This window comes from Bradyrhizobium sp. USDA 3262, assembly GCF_054060035.1.
Genome location: NZ_JBSSCT010000001.1, coordinates 3711324 through 3729062, shown reverse-complemented (window position 1 = coordinate 3729062; position 17739 = coordinate 3711324). Strand labels below are relative to the sequence as shown.

The following is a 17739-nucleotide window of genomic DNA, read 5'->3' as shown; positions in this document are numbered from 1 at the left end:
CGACGCATCTGGAATAGCTCGTCATGCTCGATGGGGTTACCACCCGCCCTATGAAGCGCGGTTGAGAAAGATCGGCAGGCCCCGCTTGTTGGAATAGAGAGGACGGTAGCGCTCGGTGTTGTACGCGCTTGCGACGTCCAATTTGCGTGGCCCGAGCTTGGCGTCGGGGATCGCCACGAGGTCGTAGCGGCCCTCGACCAGCGCCGACATGAGGCCGGTTTTGCCTTCCAGGATCGCATCGTAAGCCATGTTGCCGAACGTCAGCGCCACAAGCTTGTCGATGAAGTCCGGATCGCCTGACCGCAGGTCGTAGGTGAGGTCAGAGACGATGGTCTCCTCGCCGGTGCGCCGCTTGATCTCGTCCGCGAACGCTTCGGCCACGCTCGCCTTCCTGCGGTGACCGTAGGCGTCAGGCTCGCCGAATTCCTGCACCTTGTAGCCCTCCCACTCGGCGCCCTCGCTGAGCACGATCAGCGCGTAGTTGCTCGGGTTGCCGTGCTTGTCATCGAGGAGAAGCCGGATCAGCTTGTCAAGATCGACCTTGTACTCCGGTATGGCGCATCGGATCGAGGTTGCGTATGCGGTATAGAGTGCCGTAAAGCCGGCATCGCGACCAAAGACGCGGAAAATGCCGATACGCTCGTGCGAGCCGACGGTGGTGCGCTGGCGCTGGATGGCATCGCTGGCACGGGTGATCGCGGTCGAGAAGCCGATGCAGTATTCGGTGTTGCGAACGTCGTTGTCCATCGTCTTCGGGATGGCAATGATCTTGACGCCTCGCCTGTTGAGCTTGTCCGCGTAGCTGAGTGTATCGTCGCCGCCGATGGCGATCAGATGTTCGATACCGAGCCCCGCGAGGTTAGCGAGCACCTCGTTGGTTAGGTCCCACGTCGTGGTTGCGATGCCACCCTTGGTGCTCTGGGAAACCGGAAAGTCGCGGCCCGCGAGATGATCGGGCAACTTCTTCATTTTGGAGGGATTGGTGCGGCTCGAGTGCAGCACGGTGCCGCCGCGCCGGTCGATGACGCGCGTGTTTTCGCGGTTCAGCGGGATGATGTAATGGGACTTGCTCGACGGGTCGTCGAGGTTCAGGTGCGTGAGGGCCTCCCAGCCACGGCGGAGACCGACAACCTCGATGTCGTCCTCGCTGCCGCGATAAGTCACGCTCTTGATCACCGCGTTAAGGCCGGGGACGTCACCGCCTCCCGTGAGAATACCAATGCGCTTCCTCGCCATGCCCACCTCCCAGGGTTGCTATCTGGCAATAACGCCTGCGTCGCGTCGGGGTTTCCACAACGCTATCCGCCAACGGCGGAATCCTCGTGATCGCGGCACCCGGCCGAACCTGCTTGGGCCCCCCTTGGGCCCCACTCTTCCAGCGACGTTCTCCGACCAGTCCCCACCCTGGGGCGGCTTGCCCCTCCATGCCTTTTATCTCGCGTGCGTGGCGCGACGTTGCTCCGCGCTTACCGTGAACGGCGCGAGGCGAGGAAATACTCCGCCCATCGCAGCAACTCGAAACGATCGCCCTTGACCAGCTCCTGTGCATCGCGGCGCCGGTACAGCACCAGCATCCAGGGCGCGAGCTTGCGCAACAAGCCATGCGCCATGTACTGCACCGGCTCGGAGAGCGGCAGCGCCAGCTCGCTTTCCGGGACGCCCTGGACCGCGCGTGCCAATTCGCGGCCGAGCGGGATCGTCAATGCGACCGCGCGACCGTTGCAGCCGGTCCAGCCATAGGCGTTCGGCCCCAGCCGGTGCATGCGCGGCAGGAAATCCGCCGTCATCCCGACATAGCCGTTCCAGACATAGTCGAAGGAGACCTCGCCGATCTGCGGCCACAGGCGCTGCAACCGCTCGGTCACCCGTGCCTTCAGCCGCCCGGTCTTGTCGCCCGGACCGAGCACAGCACCGCCGGTGACGAGGCGGTTGCGGGCGTCGTAACGCGCGAAATACAGTTCGCCATGGGTGTCCGACATCGCCTGCCGGCCGGGAATGATGGTCTTGCGGACATTGTCCGACAGCGGCTGCGTCGCCATCTGCCATGACAGCACCGGCATCACCTCGGTTGCGATCTCCGGCACCAGCGATTTCGCGAACTCGCCGCTATAGGCATTGGTCGCGACCACCAGCGCGCGACCGGAGATTTCACCCTTTTCCGTCTTCACCACCCAGCGATCGCCGCGGCGCTCGAAACTGAGTGCCGGCGAGCGGGCATAGATCCGCGCACCGAGGCCGAGCACGGTGCGCGCAAGGCCGCGCGCCAGCGCCAGCGGATTGACGTGACCGCCGGTCCTGTTCCAGAAGCCGCCGTACCAGGCATCCGAGCCGAGCATGTCGCTGGTCTGATCGCGCGACAGCAATTCGACCGGCGCACCGAATTTCGACCATTGCTGCACCCGCCGCTCCGCAATCTTGATGCGGCCCGGCGAGTGCACCGGCTGCACCCAGCCGGCCTGCTCCTGCTCGGCCTCGATGTTGTAGCGTTTGACGACGTCGAACAGATCAGCGGCACTGTCGCGCAGCATCGCGACAAAGCGCTCGCCGGCCGCGCCGTGTCTCGCGATGATGTCATCGGGATCGGGGCGCGACAGCGTCGGGATCACCTGGCCGTTGTTGCGCCCCGAGGCGCCCCAACCCGGTTCGGCGGCCTCGACGATCGCGACGTCGACATTGGCCTCGCGCAGATGCAGTGCGGTCGACAAGCCGGTGAAGCCGCCGCCGATGATCACGACATCGGCCTGCTGCGCGCCGGTCAGCTCGGGGCAATCAGGGCCGGAGGGCGTCACTGCCGCCCAGAGCGAATTGGGCCAGCGCACGGCATTGCTGTTCATCATGATCCTTTCTTGCGGGCGCCCGGTCATTCTGGTTAGCTAACTCTACTCTCCTATTCCAGCCGGGAAGACAACAAGTGGCACTCAAGAACGTCATCGGAATCGATCACGCCGTGGTCATGGTGAAGGACCTCGACAAGGCCGCCGAGAACTACAAGCGGCTCGGCTTCACCGTGTCGCCGCGCGGCACCCATAGCGCGCATATGGGATCGGGCAATTACACCATCATGTTCGACCCCGATTACATGGAATTGCTCGGCGTGCTGACCCCGACCGAACACAACGCTCCGGCGCGCGCCTTCCTCGAGAAGCGCGGCGAAGGCATCGAACGCATTGCGTTCACCGCGGTGGATTCCGCTGCTGGTGCCGAGGAGATTCGCGCGCGCGGCTATGCGCCGATCGGGCCGACCGATTTCGAACGCCCGGTGACCCTGCCTGATGGCACGGTCTCCGCGGCGAAATTCCGCACCTTCCAGTGGCCGACCGCTGAGGCGCCCGGCGGCGTCCGCATCTTCGCCTGCCAGCACAAGACCCGCGAGACGGTGTGGATTCCCGAATTGATGACGCACGCCAATGGGGCAAAACGCCTCAAGCAGGTGCTGATCGTCTCGCTCGATCCCGGGGCCGATGCCGCGCATCTCTCCAAGATGATCGATATCGCCGCGAGGCACGATCCCGACGGTGCCGTTGCAGTACCGTCCGGCGGCGACCGCGCCGACTTCGTGTTCCTGACCAGGGATCAGCTCGGCAAACGTTATCCCGGCGTGTCGCTGGACGGCCTGTCCGACCGCGGCGGCGCCGGCCTCGTGATCGCGGCCGACCTTGCCGCGACCGAGAAGGCGCTGGGCTCAGCCGGCGTGAAGAGCGGCAACAGCATCACCGTGCCGCCGGCTTCCGGCAACGGCACCCTGCTCGCTTTCGTCAAGGCATAGCTGCCATACCATGCGCGGCGCAGCGTTATGCAACGGCGCCGCGCATGTGGGACTAGGCACAGAAAGTTGAGGCGCTAGTATCTCTCCCAAACAAGAACCGTCCAGGGAGAGAAACATGTCGCATCACCTGATCTCGCGCCGGCAGATGCTGGCCGGCACCGCGGCCGCCGGCGCGGTTGGACTGACCGGATTTCCGGCCCGCGCCGACATCAACTGGAAGAAATATTCCGGCACCACGCTCGAGGTGATCCTCGCCAAGGGGCCGCGCGGCGACAATCTGCAAAAATACATCAAGGAATTTACCGAGCTCTCAGGGATCAAGGTCGAGTCGGAGCAGATCCCCGAGCAGCAGCAGCGCCAGAAATGCGTGATCGAGCTGTCCTCGGGCAAGCCGAGCTTCGACGTTGTGCATCTCAGCTACCACGTCCAGAAGCGGCAATTCGAGAAGGCCGGCTGGCTCGCCGACATGTCGGGCTTTCTGAAGGATCCGAGCATGACGCCGCCGGACCTCGTCGAGAGCGACTTCTCGGCAGCCGGCCTGCAATATGCCCGCAACGACAAGGGCCAGATGCTGTCGCTGCCATGGTCGGTCGACTATTTCATCCTCTACTACAACAAGGAGCTGTTCCAAAAAAAGGGCGTCGAGGTCCCGAAGACGCTCGAGGAGATGGCAATCGCGGCCGAGAAGCTGACCGATCCGAAGGAAGGCATCTACGGCTTTGTCGGCCGCGGCCTGCGCAACGCCAACATGGCGATGTGGACCAACTTCTATCTGAACTATGGCGGCGAATTCCTCGATGCCAAGGGCAACATCCTGACCGACGGCCCCGAGGCGATCGAGGCCACCAAGCTCTATCAGCGGCTGCTGACGAAATGCGCGCCTCCCGGCGTTGCCGGCTTCAACTGGATGGAGTCGATGGCCTCCTTCACGCAAGGCAGGTCCGCGATGTGGATCGACGCCGACGGCTGGGCGCCGCCGCTGGAAGATCCCGCCGCCTCGCGCGTCGTCGGCAAGGTCGGCTACACGCTGGTGCCCGCCGGTCCCAAGGGCAAGTTCTCCTCGACCTATGGCGACGGCGTTGGCATCGCCGCGGCGAGCAAGAACAAGGAAGCCGCCTATTTGCTCTGCCAATGGGTGGTCTCGCGGGGACAGGGCGCGCGCCTGCTGCAGGCCGGCGGCGGCGTGCCGTTCCGCAACTCCATCGTCGACGATGCCGAGGTCGCCAAGGGCGTGAAGACCAAGGAATGGCTGCAGTCGGTGGTTGATTCCGCCAAGATCTCGAAGCTCGGCCTGCCCGTCATCATCCCGGTCGCTGAATTCCGCGACATCGTCGGCGCGGCGCTGACCGCGACGCTGTCGGGCGCCGATCCCGCCACCGAGCTGAAGAAGGCGCACGAGCAATTCCGCCCCATCCTGGAGCGTAGCGAAAAAGCGTGAGCGTGGTGACACAAGCTTCGCCGGCGGTGGCCGAAAACCAGCCGCCGGCGCGTGAATGGCGTCCGCCGTCCTATTGGCCGTTCGTGATCCCGGCGCTGGTCGTGGTGCTGGCGGTGATCATCTTTCCGTGGGTGTTCACGATCTGGATGAGCCTGCAGGAATGGAAGGTCGGCTCGCCGACCGTCTTCGTCGGCCTCGCCAACTATTTGCGGCTGCCGACCGATCCGCGCTTCGTCGAGGCGGTCGGGCACACGCTGTCCTACACGGCGCTGTCGGTCGTGCTGCCGCTGGTGTTCGGCACGCTGGCGGCGGTGGTGTTTCACCAGAAATTCGCCGCGCGCGGCTTCCTGCGCGGCATCTTCATCATGCCGATGATGGCGACCCCGGTGGCGATCGCGCTGGTATGGACCATGATGTTCCACCCGCAGCTTGGCGTCTTGAACTATCTGCTGTCGCTGGTCGGCCTGCCGCCGCAGCTCTGGGTGTTCAACCCCGCGACGGTGATCCCCTCGCTGGTGCTGGTCGAGACCTGGCAATGGACGCCGCTGGTGATGCTGATCGTGCTCGGCGGCCTCGCTGCGATCCCGACCGAACCCTATGAAAGCGCGCAGATCGACGGCGCCAATTTCTGGCAGGTGTTCCGCTTCATCACGTTGCCCTTGATCATGCCGTTTCTGTTCATCGCCGGCATGATCCGCATGATCGACGCGGTGAAAAGCTTCGACATCATCTTCGCGATCACCCAAGGCGGACCGGGCTCGGCGTCGGAGACCATCAACGTCTATCTCTACAGCGTCGCCTTCGTCTATTACGACCTCGGCTACGGCTCGGCGATCGCGGTGGTGTTCTTCCTCCTGATCGTGGCGCTGGCGGCACTGCTGCTTTACTTGCGCAAGCGCCTGCTGTGGACATCTGAACTCGGGGGCGAGGCATGAACCCGTGCCAGATTCTCGGGCGGATCGGGCTTTGGCTGTCGGTGTTCGTCATCGTCTCGCCGGCGATCTTGTTCTTCCTCTGGATGGCCTCGCTGTCGCTCAAATTCGAGATCGACAACGCCTCCTATCCGCCGGTGTTCTTTCCGGAGCACATCGCCTGGAAGAACTATGCCGACGTGTTCGCCTCCAACCGCTTCCTGACCTATTTCAGCAACAGCCTTGTGGTCACCGGCTGCGCCACGGGCCTTGCGATGCTGGTCGGCGTGCCCGCCGGCTACGGCATCGCGCGGATGGCGGCACACAAATCGGCGATCGTGATCCTGATCGCGCGCATCACGCCCGGCCTGTCGTATCTGATCCCGCTATTCCTGCTGTTCCAGTGGCTCGGCCTGCTCGGCACGCTGGTGCCGCAGATCATCATCCACCTCGTCGTCACGGTGCCGATCGTGATCTGGATCATGATCGGCTATTTCGAGACCACGCCGCTGGAGCTGGAGGAAGCCGCGCTGATCGACGGCGCGACGCGCTGGCAGGTGTTCCGTCATGTCGCGCTGCCGATCGCCAAGCCGGGGCTTGCGGTCGCCTTCATTCTCGCGGTGATCTTCTCCTGGAACAACTTCGTGTTCGGCATCGTGCTGGCCGGGCGCGAGACGCGCACGCTGCCGGTCGCGGTCTACAACATGATCTCGTTCGACCAGCTGAGCTGGGGCCCGCTCGCCGCCGCCGCATTGATCGTGACGGCGCCGGTGCTGCTGCTGACCGTGATGGCGCAGCGGCAGATCGTCGCCGGGCTCACCGCGGGCGCGGTGAAAGGCGGCTAGAGCGCGTACTTGTAAATCCGCCCGCCGAATGACGCCTGCATTACCGTCAGAAGCGGACAAACGACACGCGCTCGGTCATGTCGGCTGAGGCCAATAGCAGAAGCCGACGGCACCCGGCCCCATTACGTCTGAGGACACTGAAATCTACATCTTGTCGATGATCGACGAACCACCGACTTCGGACCCGCTATCTTTAGCAGCGGCCGCGACAATCGCGGGGATTACGTCCTCGGCACGATCAACGACAATGGGTTGAAGCAGGTGGTCCCTATGAAGGAAACCTGCGCTGCGTATGTGGTCCAGCATTGCCATCATCGGCGCCCAAAAACCTTTGATGTTCACCAGGACCATCGGCTTACGGTGCTGCCCAAGCTGGGCCCAAGTCATGATTTCCACGATTTCTTCGACGGTGCCGATGCCACCCGGAAGTGCCACGAAGGCATCAGAACGCTCGAACATTCTGTGTTTGCGCTCGTGCATGGTGTCTGTGATCGTCAAGTCTTCGAACATCTTGAGCGCATCAGTCGTCGTTTCCCAGTTTGTGAGAAATCTCGGGATGATCGCGCCGACCTTGCCGCCGTTATTCAGTGTGCCGCGAGCGACCGCGCCCATCACACCATGGGTTCCGCCGCCGTAGATCAGCGTCAATCCCGATGCGGCAAGAGCGTGTCCCAATCGTTCGCCTGCCTCGACGTAGGCAACGTCGTGACCGGGCGAGGAACCGCAATAGACGCAGACTGCTTTGATCGTGCTCATGTGGAGGATAAACGCAATGCACGGCCATAGCGTCAAGCTTGTTGTGCTCGCCAGAGTCCGCTTTGGGTCACAAAGGCGATATCCCTGACGCGTCCCCTCGCCCCTCTAGCCAGCGAGCGCCTCCAGCACCGCGGCTGAATCGGTGACCCAACCAAAAATGCCGCCCTGGGCCTTGATCATCTTCAGGCCCATCTCGTGGAATTCCGGGAAGTAGGACGCGCAGCCGTCTGATATCACGACGCAGCGGTAGCCGCGGTCGTTGGCCTCGCGCACCGTGGTGTTGACGCAGACCTCGGTGGTGACGCCGCAGACCAGGAGATTCTCGATGCCGTATTTCTGCAGAATGTCGCCGAATTCGGTGGCGTAGAACGCGCCCTTGCCGGGCTTGTCGATCACGATCTCGCTGCCCTGCGGATAGAGCTCGGGAATGATGTCGTGCCCCGCCTCGCCGCGGATCAGGATCCGCCCCATCGGTCCGGGATCGCCGATCCGCAAGCGAGGCGCGCCGCGTTCGACCTTCGCGGGCGGCGCGTCGGAGAGATCGGGCAGATGGCCCTCCCGGGTATGGACCACGAGCAGCCCGGCGTCGCGCACGGCCGCGAGCACCGCGGCGATCGGCTTCACCGCGCGGGCGAGCCGGCTGACGTCATTGCCGAGCGTCTCGCCGAAGCCCCCTCGCTCCATGAAGTCGCGCTGCATGTCGATGATGACGAGCGCGGTCCTGCTCCAGTCGAGCGTGATCGGCGCCGGCTCCGCCGCGATCATCCCGCTTGAATTCGCCATGACGCACGCCCCGAATGCGAGAAAACCCGCACTTGATTAAGCAAACCGCGTGCCATTGCGCAATGATGCGGCGCATCGCGGCGATCCCGATCAGCATGTGACCGTACGCCTGCATTTGCGCATTCTGCGATCTTGCTGGCATGATCGTTGCTAGCTGGGAGCCCGATCGAACGAAGATCATCGTTCGCGAAATGACAGCCCATTTCAAACAGGCGGGAGGACAGGCATGAATGGACTTGGCGGTCTCAACAAATCACCGAACGGCGTCGTGATCGGACTGGTGCAGCTGCAACTGCCCGTGGTTGCGACAAGGTCCGATCTGGCACGGCAGACGGAGCGCATCGTCTGGATGGTCGGCAAGGCGCGGCGCAACCTCGCCACGATGGATCTTGTCGTGTTCCCCGAATACTCGCTGCACGGCCTCTCGATGGATACCAATCCGGAGATCATGTGCCGGCTCGACGGGCCTGAAGTCGCGGCTTTCAAGCGGGCCTGCATCGAGAACAAGATCTGGGGCTGCTTCTCCATCATGGAGTTCAACCCGCACGGCAACCCCTACAATTCAGGGCTGATCATCGACGATCACGGCGATATCAAGCTGTACTACCGCAAATTCCATCCCTGGATTCCGGTCGAGCCGTGGGAGCCGGGCAATATCGGCATTCCCGTGATCGACGGACCGAAGGGCGCCAAGATTGCGCTGATCATCTGCCATGACGGCATGTTCCCGGAAATGGCGCGGGAATGCGCCTACAAGGGCGCGGAGATCATGATCCGCACCGCAGGCTACACCGCGCCGATCCGCGACAGCTGGCGCTTCACCAACCAGGCCAACGCGTTCCAGAACCTGATGGTGACGGCCAATGTCTGCATGTGCGGCTCGGATGGGTCGTTCGACTCGATGGGCGAAGGCATGATCGTCAATTTCGACGGCAGCATCATCGCGCACGGGACCACGGGACGGGCCGACGAGATCATCACCGCCGAGGTGCGGCCCGACCTCGTGCGCGAGGCGCGGATCAATTGGGGCGTCGAGAACAACATCTATCAGCTCTGGCACCGCGGCTATGTCGCGGTGAAGGGCGGCGCGATGGATTGCCCCTACACGTTCATGCAGGACATGGTGTCCGGCCGCTTCCGCCTGCCCTGGGAAGATCAAGTCAAGATCACCGACGGCACGTCCTGCGGCTTCCCTGCGCCGACACGGATGTTCGGCAAGACCGCGAAGGCCGCCGAGTAGCCGGCCCTTTGATGTGAGCATGATCTCTTCGGAAAACCGCTCCACACTTTTCCGGATCATGCTCTACTTGAAGAAGTGCACGAGGCCGATGCTCAAGCCCAGCAGCAGCATCAGCGACAGCGTGACGGCGGCCGTCACCCGGCCGCCGACGGTCGAGAGCACCCGCACATCGACGCCGAGCCCGAGCGCTGCCATCGAGACGACGGTGAGGATCGCCGCCGTCTTGGTCACCGGCGCGATCGCGATGTCAGGCACGAGCTGGAACGAGCGCAGCGCGGCCAGCACCAGGAAGCCGATGATGAACCAGGGCACCAGCTTGAACGGGCTGATCGAGGCGGCCTTCGAAGTGCCCTCCTTCGCAGCGCCGGCCTTGCGCCGCCGCGCCACCAGCAGCGAGAGGCCGATCACGATCGGGCCCAGCATCAATACCCGCACCAGCTTGACCAGCGTGCCGATCTGGGTCGAGACGATGCCGGCCGGCACGGTCGCCGCCAGCACCTGCGGCACGGCATAGACGGTGAGGCCGGCGAGGATGCCGTATTGCGTCGCCGTCAGCTTGAGCAGCGGAATCAAGAGCGGTAGGCCGAGCACCATCAGCACGCCGAGAATGGCGGTGAACGAGATCGACGAGGCGATGTCGTCGCCATCGGCCTCGATCACCGGCGCCACCGCCGCGATCGCCGAGTTGCCGCAGATCGAGTTGCCGCAGGCGATCAGGATCGCGAGCTTGGTCTTGAGGCCGAGCATCCGGCTGAGGCCATAGCTCACCGCCAGCATGATCACGACGGTCACCGCGATGGCGCCGATCAGGAGCCCGCCCGACGCCACGATCGCGGCGAAGCTGATGGAGGCGCCGAGCAGCATCACCGCGACCTCGAGCAGCTGCTTGGCGCTGAAGGCAATGCCCGAGCGCCAGCGCGCCGACGGCTCCCAGGCGGTGCGCACCGCCATGCCGAGCAGGATCGCGACGACGAGGGCCTCGATATAGGGATGGTCGAAAACGCGCTCCTCGGCGGCCTGGATGCCGAGCGAGATGACCGTGACGACCCCGCAGAGCAGAATCCCCGGAATGAGCTGGAATATGCGCCTCAGCGCCCCCTGCTTCTGCCCCTGGTCTTGTTCTTGTTCCGGCACAAAATCCTCTTTTCGGAGAAGATTTTATGCGCCATGGCACCCCTCTTGGCTAATATATTTTCGGACTGCCCCGATAGAGAGAAGTTATGTCCCTCAACCTGCATCTGCTCCGCCTGTTCGCGGCCGTGGCGAGAACTGGAAGTTTCTCCCGCGCCGCCGACCTCCTGCACATCAGCCAGCCGGCGATCTCCAAGGGCGTGCGGGATTTCGAGCTGCAGGTCGGCTGCCGGCTGCTCGACCGCACGCCGAAGGGGGTGCGGCCGACCCGGGAGGGCGCGGCGCTGGCGCGGCATGCCGAGACGCTGTTCGCGGCCGAACGCGCCGCCGAGGACGAACTGCAGGCGCTGCGCAACCTCGACAGCGGCTCGCTGCGGATCGGCGCCAGTACCACGATCGCGACCTACATGATCCCGGAATATCTCGGCGTGTTCCACCGCGCCTTTCCCGGCATCGATCTGCACGTCGTCAGCGCCAACACCAGCGATATCGCCGCCCTGATGCTGGGACACGAGATCGAGATCGCGCTGGTCGAGGGCCCGGTCGAGGACGAGAATTTGATCAGCGAAGCCTGGCGTACCGACGTGATGGCGCTGATCGCCGGTCCGGATCATCGCTTCGCGGCGGTCCAGGGGCCGATCGACATCCGGTCGTTGAATGACGAGATCCTGATCGTGCGGGAACCCGGCTCAGGCACGCGCGAGGTGGTCGCGCAGGCGCTGGCCGCCCACCGCGTCGAGCCGCAGCGGACGCTCGAGATCGGCAGCACCGAGGCGATCAAGCAGGCGGTGGCATCAGGTGTCGGCGTCGCCATCGTGTCGATCGCGACGATCGACGATCAGGTGAAGCTCGGAAAACTAAAGGTGATCCCGATCAAGGGCGTCCATATCGAGCGCACGCTCTGGCAACTGAAATCACCCGGCCGGCTGGACGTGCCGGCGGCGGTGGCGTTCGAGGGGATCATTCGGGAGGCGCAAACGGCGAAGACGGCGCCGCGCGGGCCTGCGGCTAGAGCGCGGCGAACAGACCCTGCGCCCAGGCAACGGCATGCTCGAAGCTGAACACGCCGGGCTCGAAATAGACGGCCCGTGCCAGCACGATGCCGACCACCAGCACCCAGAACACGCTGGTGCCGGCGGTCTTCAGCCATTTCGACACGCCCTCGCTCGCGATCGAAGGATCGACCGCGGGGACCGGCTCGCCGAAGGGATCGAATGCGGATTGGCTCATCGTCGTGACCATCAGGAATGTCAGGAGAATGTCGCGACGACGGGGGCGGAAGCAAGGGTAGTGGAATGCCTTTTGCGGCGGTTACTTGGAAGGACGTTTTCCGGTCTGAAAGCCGGGGAGCATTTCCTTCTCGGCGTCCCTTCAGCCATCAACTATCGGTCACGCGCTGCGGCGCCACGCGTGGCAGCGTGATCCGCATGCGTGTCCCCATGCCCGGGGCACTGTCGAGATGGAGCTCTCCGCCCAGCCGGTTCGTGACGATGTTATGAACGATGTGGAGACCGAGCCCGATGCGGCCGATGTCGCGGCGCGTGGTGAAGAAGGGATCGAAGGCCTGCCGCAGCACGTCGTCGTCCATCCCGCAACCGTTGTCGGCGAACAGGATCTCGACCTGGTCCGCGCCTGACGCGCGCAGCCGGATCGTGATCACGCCGCCCTTGCCATCCGGAAACGCGTGCGCCACCGAATTGACGAACAGGTTGGTCAACACCTGGCCGTAGGGGCCGGGATAACTGTTCATGGCAAGACCGGGCGGGCAATCGACCTCGAGCGCCAGGTTGTTCTTCGGCAAGGCCGGACGCAGGTTCGAGAGAACCTGCTCGGTCGCCGCACCGAGATCGAACTGGCTGCGGTCGAAATAGCTGCGATCGACGGCGACCTGCTTGAACGATTGCACCAGATCCGCCGCGCGCTTGAGGTTGCCGACAAGCAGCGACGAGGCGCTTTCGACGACCTCGATGAAATCGCTCAGGCTGGAGCGCTTCAGCTTGCCGCGCGCGGCCTCGGCGGCGAAGTCGGCGCATTTCTGCTCCAGCACTGACGCGACGGTGAGACTGGTGCCGACCGGACTGTTGATCTCGTGCGCGACGCCGGCCACCAGCCGGCCCAGCGCCGCAAGCTTTTCCGCCTCGATCAGCGACGCCTGGGTCTCCTGCAGATGGTGCAAGGCCTTCTCGGCTGCATCGCGCGCGGCGCGGATCTCGCGTTCGCTCCGCTTGCGATCGGTGATCTCTTCGGCCGCAACGTTGACGCCGACGATGCTCCCGTTCGGTTCGCGCTGCGGATGCCAATGCGTGATCCAGCACCGCTCGTCATTGTGGCCCGGGCGCTGGCCGTAAACCTCCACGTCGGTGACGGGCTCTCCGGTCTCCATGATCGACCGGACGATACCTTCGACCGCCGAAGCCAGTGCGGGCACGCAATCGTGCACCGTACGCCCGAGGTGGCCTTCGACCGAGATGCCGCAGATCTCGGTGAGACGCTGGTTGATCTGAAGGTAACGGCAATCGGGAGAGAGGTAGGCAAGACCGATCGGCGCAGTGTCGTAGATCAGCTGCAGCGCCGGTTGCTTTGGGAACTGAACGTCCTGGACGACGGACGACCTCATGTCCACTACCCCCCGTTGCACCAAGTCTAGCGCTTCACGCCCGGCCCGCAAATAGGCCAGCTGGGCGGGAAACGGTGGTCTGATCTGTGCGGATTCGGCACGGGGCGGGGCCGGCAGCGGCCCCCGGACCGGTGCCTGCGGCGTGCTGACGCAACGTGGACAGCAAGAGGTCCTCGATATTTCGAGCCCATTTCCGCCAAGAGACTCTCGCCCCTGCGAACGCCATTTGGACCGTCGTCCTGAGGTGCGAGCGGAGCGAGCCTCGAAGGACGCACGGCCACAGTTGGGCCGTCGCCCTTCGAGACGCCGCTTCGCGGCTCCTCAGGGTGACGGTGTTGGAGTTGCGAAGGACTCTCGATCTACTCGCTGCGCAACGCGGGCGCGGCAGCTTCAGCTATTCACGACACCGTGCGGACGAAAATTCTCGACGAAGCGCAGCAGCACCCGCGCGCCGGTGTCGGCATCGGCGAGCTCGACATGCTCGGCCGGATTGTGGCTGATCCCGCCGCGGCAGCGCACGAAGATCATGCCGATATCGGCGACATCGACCATCGCCATGCCGTCATGCCCTGCCCCGCTCGGCAGCTCGAACGCGGCATGGCCCTCGGCCGCGACGGCCTCGGCGATCTGCGTCTTGAGCCACGGCGCGCAGGGCACGCTGCGGTTCTCGTGGGTGACGTCGATCTGCAAGGCGAGTTCGCGGCGCTTTGCGATCGCCTCGATCTGCCGCACGATGTCGGCGACGGCGCGCTTGCGATGCATGTCGTTCTGCGAGCGGATGTCCATGGTGAAGGACACCTTGCCCGGGATCACATTGGTGGCGCCCGGCATCGCGTTGACATAGCCGACGGTGCCGACGAGGCCTTGTTCGTCGGACTTGCAAAACTGTTCGATCGCAACGATGCATTCGGCAGCGCCCGCCAGCGCATCGCGCCGCAGCTTCATCGGCACCGTGCCGGCATGGCCGGCGACGCCGGTGAGGCTGGCGGCCAGCCGGGTCGCGCCCGAAATCGCGGTGACGACGCCGACCGGCAGCGCCTTCTCCTCAAGCACGGGGCCCTGCTCGATGTGCAGCTCGACATAGCCGAGCAGTTCGCGGCGGGCGCGCGCTGCCTTGCCGATATGATCGGGCTCGAGCCCGAACGCGACCAGCGCATCGCGCATCGAGATGCCGGCACGATCGCGCGTGTTGAGCACGCTCTCGTCGAAGGTGCCGGCGACCGCGCGGCTGCCGAGCAGGGTCGAGGCGAAGCGCACGCCCTCCTCATCCGCAAAGCCCACGATCTCGATCGCAAACGGCAGCCGCCTGCCGCGCCGGTTCAGATCGGCGACGCAGGCGATTGCGGTGATGACGCCAAGCGGGCCGTCCCATCTGCCGGCGTCGCGCACGGTGTCGTAATGCGAGCCGAGCATCAGCGCCGGCAGGCCCGGCCGCTCGCCCTCGTAGCGGCCGCAGACATTGCCGATGGCATCGAGATGCGCGCTCATGCCGGCCTCGCGCATCCAGGTCAGGATGAGATCGGCCGCCTTGCGGTGCTCGTCGGTGAGGAAGATTCGCGCCAGATGCTCCGGCGTCTCGGAGATCGTCGCGAGCTGATTGATCCGCGCCACGATCTCGTCGCCAAGGGAGGACGGTTTCGAGGACGGTTTTGTCTCGCTCATGCTGTTTCCCATCAGTCCAACGCGGCCGCCGGAGCCCGCTTCACTCGTAGCAGGCCCGATCCGATTCACCAGCCGGCAAATGGCGCGTCGTGCGCAGGTCCCGACCGGGCTCGCACCAGCTGTCCAGCGGTTAGCGACTGCTTAACGGCATTGCATACAACAGCGATCGATCGCTCATAAAATAGGCAAATCGATCTCAATCAGCTTCCGAGCGTTCCGAGGCCGATCATCATTCCAACGTACATTCAATCGCTTACGGAGGAATGACCGCCAAACATGCTCTGGCATGAAGCTTGCGACACTTCCCTCAAGCTCCGCCGTCGGGCGGCTGCGACAAGGACAGGCGGGCCGGACCCGCCGGAGGGAGCAGGCGATGGATTTTGGCGGGATTTCAAGAAGGCATTTATTGCAAGGGAGCGCCGCACTGGCGCTCGGCAGCACACTTGGCATTCGTGGCGCGGCGGCAGCCGAAACCACGATCGGCTTCATCTATGTCGGGTCGCGCGACGACTACGGCTACAACCAGGCGCACGCGCAAGGAGCCGCGGCGGTGAAGAAGCTTCCCGGCATCAAGGTCGTCGAGGAAGAAAAGGTGCCGGAGACCGATGCAGTCGAGAAGACCATCGAGTCCATGATCAATCTCGACGGCGCCACGCTCATGTTCCCGACCTCGTTCGGTTACTACAACCCGCACGTCCTCAAGATGGCGGGCAAGTTTCCAAAACTGCATTTCGAGCATTGCGGCGGGCTGTGGTCCGACAAGGACCCGAAGAACGCCGGCAGCTATTTCGGCTATATCGACGAGGCGCAGTACATCTCCGGCATCGTCGCCGGCTATTCGACCAAGAGCGGCAAGCTCGGCTTCGTGGCCGCCAAGCCGATCCCGCAGGTGCTGCGCAACATCAACGCGTTCACGCTCGGCGCCCGGCTCGCCAACCCGAAGGCGACCACGCAGGTGATCTTCACCGGCGACTGGTCGATGCCGGTCAAGGAAGCCGAGGCGACCAACAGCCTGATCGACCAGGGCGTCGACGTGCTGACCTGCCATGTCGACGGACCGAAGACGATGGTCGAGAACGCCGCGCGCCGCGGCGCTTTCGTCTGCGGCTATCACGTCAACCAGTCGCCGCTGGCGCCGAAGGCCTATCTCACCGGCGCCGAGTGGAACTGGGAGGCGCTCTACCCGAAATTCGTCAAGATGATCACCGCGGGCGAAGCGATCCCGAACTTCTATCGCGGCGGCCTCAAGGAAGAAATCGTCAAGGTGTCGCCCTATGGCGAAATGGTCTCCGCCGAGGCGCGCAAGCATGCCGACGACGTCAAGGCCAAGTTCATGGCCGGCGAGTACGCGATCTTCAAGGGCCCGCTCGTCGACAACAAGGGCAAGACGGTGATCGCTTCCGGTACCGATCGCGGCCAGCAGGATCCCGAGCTCGAGAAGATGGACTATCTCGTCGAGGGCGTGATCGGAGCCACCGCGTGACGACCGAAACGGCGGAATCGGTGGAGGCGGCCAGCATCGCTCCGGCCGCCGATCCCGGATTCCTCCAGCGCCACGGCGCGAGCATCGAATACATCCTGATCCCGGCCGCGGCGCTGGTCGGCGCGCTCGCGGTGTTCGGCGGCTTTGTCGCGCTGTACGGTAAGAACCCGCTCGATCTGTATTTCTACATGTATTACGGCGCGTTCGGCACCGCCTTCTCCTGGCAGAACACGCTGACCCGCGCCGCGCCGCTAATCCTGACCGCGCTGTGCACCGCGCTGCCGGCGCAGCTCGGCATGGTGATCATCGGCGGCGAAGGCGCGCTGCTGATCGGCGCGCTGTCGGCAACCGCGGCCGCGCTGGCGCTGCAGGGCGCGGCGCCGATCGTGGTGCAGATCGCGATGGTGATCGCCGGCATGATCGGCGGCGGCATCTGGATCACGCTGTCGGGCGGCCTGCGGCAGTATCGCGGGGTCAATGAGACGATCTCGAGCCTGCTGCTGGTCTATATCGCGCTTGCGATTCTGAACCATCTGGTCGAGGGGCCGATGCGCGATCCGGCGAGCCTCAACAAGCCGTCGACGCGCGAGATCGGCGCCGCCAACATGATCGGCACCATTCCCGGCACCGACGTGCATTGGGGCCTGGTGTTCGGCCTCGTCGCCGCCATCGCCGCCTACATCCTGATCTATCACACCACCTTCGGCTTCGCCGCGCGCGTCGCCGGCGGCAACATCCGCGCCGCCAAGATCGTCGGCCTCAGTGTCGGCAAGCTGATCCTGACCGTGTGCTTCCTCGCCGGCAGCTGCGCCGGGCTTGCCGGCATGATCGAGGTCGCGGCCGTGCAGGGCCGCACCAACGCCAACCTCGCGGCGGGCTACGGCTTCACCGGCATCCTGGTCGCGTTCCTGGCGCGGCAGAATCCGCTGGCGATCATTCCCGTGGCGATCCTGCTCGGCGGCATCTCGGCTTCCGGCGGCCTGTTGCAGCGGCGGCTCGGCCTGCCCGATGCCTCCGTGCTGGTGCTGCAAGGCATCATCTTCGTGTTCGTGCTGGCCAGTGACGCGCTCTACGGGCGGATCGGCTTCCTGAAGGGAAAGTCCTGAC

General features: G+C 64.5%; 16 protein-coding genes. 8 read left to right on the top strand and 8 right to left on the bottom strand.

Features of this window, described 5'->3' with window-relative positions:
• Window positions 1–48: 48 nt before the first annotated feature.
• Window positions 49–1236, bottom strand: a complete 1188-nt coding sequence (locus ACVWYP_RS17180; RefSeq protein WP_304499135.1) for a 6-phosphofructokinase — start codon at window positions 1234–1236, stop codon at window positions 49–51.
• Between the two features lie 230 nt (window positions 1237–1466).
• Window positions 1467–2834, bottom strand: coding sequence for an NAD(P)/FAD-dependent oxidoreductase (locus ACVWYP_RS17175; protein ID WP_304500238.1), 1368 nt, complete (start codon window positions 2832–2834; stop codon window positions 1467–1469).
• Window positions 2835–2911: 77 nt separating this feature from the next.
• Between ACVWYP_RS17175 and ACVWYP_RS17170 the strand changes: the two genes are divergently transcribed.
• The 4 genes from ACVWYP_RS17170 to ACVWYP_RS17155 all read left to right on the top strand — a co-directional run bounded on the left by ACVWYP_RS17170 (window position 2912) and on the right by ACVWYP_RS17155 (window position 6960).
• A complete protein-coding gene (locus ACVWYP_RS17170) occupies window positions 2912–3766 on the top strand; it encodes a VOC family protein (RefSeq protein ID WP_304499134.1) in 855 nt (284 codons plus the stop codon).
• Between the two features lie 115 nt (window positions 3767–3881).
• The gene (locus ACVWYP_RS17165) at window positions 3882–5204 is read left to right on the top strand and encodes an ABC transporter substrate-binding protein (protein ID WP_304499133.1); all 1323 of its coding nucleotides are present in this window, start codon (window positions 3882–3884) and stop codon (window positions 5202–5204) included.
• Window positions 5201–6139 (top strand): ABC transporter permease subunit, encoded by a 939-nt coding sequence (locus ACVWYP_RS17160; protein ID WP_439711163.1) that lies wholly within the window; start codon window positions 5201–5203, stop codon window positions 6137–6139. The genes ACVWYP_RS17165 and ACVWYP_RS17160 overlap by 4 nt, the downstream gene beginning before the upstream one ends.
• Window positions 6136–6960 carry a carbohydrate ABC transporter permease gene (locus tag ACVWYP_RS17155; protein ID WP_304499132.1) on the top strand — a complete coding sequence of 275 codons (825 nt, stop codon included), beginning with the start codon at window positions 6136–6138 and terminating at the stop codon, window positions 6958–6960. Before ACVWYP_RS17160 ends, ACVWYP_RS17155 begins: the two co-directional genes overlap by 4 nt.
• A gap of 144 nt (window positions 6961–7104) precedes the next feature.
• Here ACVWYP_RS17155 and ACVWYP_RS17150 read toward each other — a convergent pair whose 3' ends face one another.
• A complete protein-coding gene (locus tag ACVWYP_RS17150) occupies window positions 7105–7716 on the bottom strand; it encodes an LOG family protein (protein ID WP_304499131.1) in 612 nt (203 codons plus the stop codon).
• A 105-nt stretch (window positions 7717–7821) separates the two neighbouring features.
• A complete protein-coding gene (locus tag ACVWYP_RS17145; protein ID WP_304499130.1) occupies window positions 7822–8499 on the bottom strand; it encodes a cysteine hydrolase family protein in 678 nt (225 codons plus the stop codon).
• A gap of 226 nt (window positions 8500–8725) precedes the next feature.
• Between ACVWYP_RS17145 and ACVWYP_RS17140 the strand changes: the two genes are divergently transcribed.
• On the top strand, window positions 8726–9739 hold the full coding sequence (locus ACVWYP_RS17140) for a formamidase (RefSeq protein ID WP_304499129.1): 1014 nt from the start codon (window positions 8726–8728) through the stop codon (window positions 9737–9739).
• Between the two features lie 63 nt (window positions 9740–9802).
• Here the strand turns inward: ACVWYP_RS17140 and ACVWYP_RS17135 are convergent, their stop codons facing one another.
• Window positions 9803–10873, bottom strand: coding sequence for a YeiH family protein (locus ACVWYP_RS17135; RefSeq protein WP_304499128.1), 1071 nt, complete (start codon window positions 10871–10873; stop codon window positions 9803–9805).
• 86 nt (window positions 10874–10959) lie between these two features.
• On the opposite strand from ACVWYP_RS17135, the gene ACVWYP_RS17130 reads away from it, so the two are divergent.
• A complete protein-coding gene (locus ACVWYP_RS17130) occupies window positions 10960–11931 on the top strand; it encodes a LysR family transcriptional regulator (RefSeq protein WP_304499127.1) in 972 nt (323 codons plus the stop codon).
• Here the strand turns inward: ACVWYP_RS17130 and ACVWYP_RS17125 are convergent.
• The 3 genes from ACVWYP_RS17125 to ACVWYP_RS17115 form a co-directional block, all read right to left on the bottom strand.
• Window positions 11879–12100, bottom strand: a complete 222-nt coding sequence (locus tag ACVWYP_RS17125; protein WP_038377517.1) for a hypothetical protein — start codon at window positions 12098–12100, stop codon at window positions 11879–11881. The genes ACVWYP_RS17130 and ACVWYP_RS17125 overlap by 53 nt on opposite strands.
• 148 nt (window positions 12101–12248) lie before the next feature.
• On the bottom strand, window positions 12249–13487 hold the full coding sequence (locus tag ACVWYP_RS17120; protein WP_304499126.1) for an ATP-binding protein: 1239 nt from the start codon (window positions 13485–13487) through the stop codon (window positions 12249–12251).
• A 390-nt stretch (window positions 13488–13877) separates the two neighbouring features.
• Window positions 13878–15149: an allantoate amidohydrolase gene (locus ACVWYP_RS17115; RefSeq protein ID WP_304499125.1), complete on the bottom strand. Its 1272-nt coding sequence runs from the start codon at window positions 15147–15149 to the stop codon at window positions 13878–13880.
• Between the two features lie 373 nt (window positions 15150–15522).
• Here ACVWYP_RS17115 and ACVWYP_RS17110 point away from each other — a divergent pair, with 373 nt between their 5' ends.
• Both ACVWYP_RS17110 and ACVWYP_RS17105 read left to right on the top strand, forming a co-directional pair.
• Window positions 15523–16632 (top strand): BMP family ABC transporter substrate-binding protein, encoded by a 1110-nt coding sequence (locus ACVWYP_RS17110; protein WP_304499124.1) that lies wholly within the window; start codon window positions 15523–15525, stop codon window positions 16630–16632.
• Window positions 16629–17738 carry an ABC transporter permease gene (locus tag ACVWYP_RS17105; protein ID WP_456684118.1) on the top strand — a complete coding sequence of 370 codons (1110 nt, stop codon included), beginning with the start codon at window positions 16629–16631 and terminating at the stop codon, window positions 17736–17738. Before ACVWYP_RS17110 ends, ACVWYP_RS17105 begins: the two co-directional genes overlap by 4 nt.
• Window position 17739: the final 1 nt, after the last annotated feature.